1 protein-coding gene is annotated in these 1,621 nt (G+C 44.5%); it reads right to left on the bottom strand.

Annotated features, from left to right (window positions below; translation table 11 throughout):
* The coding region (locus CLV51_RS29345) for a DUF6443 domain-containing protein (protein ID WP_245899014.1) at positions 1-1,621 on the bottom strand (1,621 nt) is incomplete at both ends.

Here is a 1,621-nt window from a genome sequence, read left to right as displayed (position 1 = left end):
GTATAACACGACCCTTATCATTATAATAAGTAGAAGTAGTTAACCAGCTATTAGTCCCCACTACTCTTGCTTTCGTACCTGTTACCAATCCTTTGATCATGGCACTTACTGCAGTTACAGGCTCCGCATAAGGATTACTGCCTGCCTGGGGTTTATTGAAATCCCCTGTTTGAGGAGCTAACACACCGGTATAACTGTAATCATCATAAAAGGTATAAGCAAGTGGTGTTAATGTAGATGGATCCAACCCTGGCAATGGATTGGTAGCTGCGAGGGTGGTAATTCCAGCAATAATAGTTGCATCATTTAATACTTCTGTTGTTGCCCCGGTGCCTGTATCAAAACCCATTTCAAGGGTAACACTTTTGGTAGCAATATACTGCGGGCGACTATCATAATTATTCACCGATAGATCAGTCACTCCCGGAAAAGTATAAGGAATGTTTTGTGTATTGGAAGTGGCAGTATTCATACGGGTTTGCAGCGCATCCCTGGTATCAGTGGCAATACCGTTGTACAAGGCTGTCATGGTGGGCCTGTTAAGCCCATCGTAGAACATAACCATCCACTGGTTTTTACTCAGTAAATTACCATCACGTGTAAATACCAACCGGTCCCTTACATCATATACCATTTCTGTAGGAGCAGTAGTGCCCGGGATCTTTTTTACGATCATCCTGTTACGGCCATCGTACTGATATTGAAAACACAGCTCATCTGCTATTTGCTGGGAGATGACCCAGCTGGTTAAAAGGACCTGCACTGCTTTGGGAGAAATTACAAAACGCAGGTTGTTCAGATCATCATACACATAATAAGTACATAACCAGCCGATGTATCCGTCTGCTGCCCCCGTCGTGATTTCTACGCGCTTTAATATGACTTTCCCTTCCTTATCTTTAAATTCCGCTATGCGGTTGCCGGCTTCATCTTTTACCACATTTTTAAACAGTTGTCCTGAAGCATAAACACCATTTTGTGTGGGAATAGTAGCTCCTGCCGCCATATTCCAGATCACAACAGCATCCGCAGTGGTATTCACCTGGTAACTATTTTCTATTCCTCGTCCGCTGCCCTCCCAGCTATTGCCAGGGGCCAGTGTTTTCAACACCCGGTTTAAGGGAGAGGCTTCAAACTGTGTTTCACCATAATACACCTGTTCTCCGGGATATTGCGCACCAGAAAAAGTTTGCTGTTCACCGAAAGGATTGAGCTTAAACTTGCCATCACTGGTGGGGGATACATAGGGAAGATATTTTAATCCTTCTCTCCCAAACTGATCATATATAACAGGGGCCACCAGGTCCCTGTTATTTATACCACTGATACCTCTGCTCACTGTTTGCAAAGGACGGCCCAAACCATCAAAATATTGAGTGGTTTGCTTTACCGCTTTAACATCCGTACTGGAAACAACGGCGGCCGAATCGCTGGTAGGCATAGAAGGCTCCCAGGTCCTTACATAATTTATGGTGGAGTTGGTGTAAGCAGCTGGAGCCGGGTTGGCCGTACCTGCCGGCACACCAGTACCTGTAGGTACATTCTGAGCAGACAGCGTTGTGGCAAATACGATAATGAATAATACCCCTGCTGCTTTTTTTATATTGGAATTAATATTAAA

Origin of the sequence: Chitinophaga niastensis (assembly GCF_003014755.1) — a bacterium.
Lineage (GTDB): Bacteria > Bacteroidota > Bacteroidia > Chitinophagales > Chitinophagaceae > Chitinophaga > Chitinophaga niastensis.
This window is presented reverse-complemented; position numbering and strand designations above follow the sequence as displayed.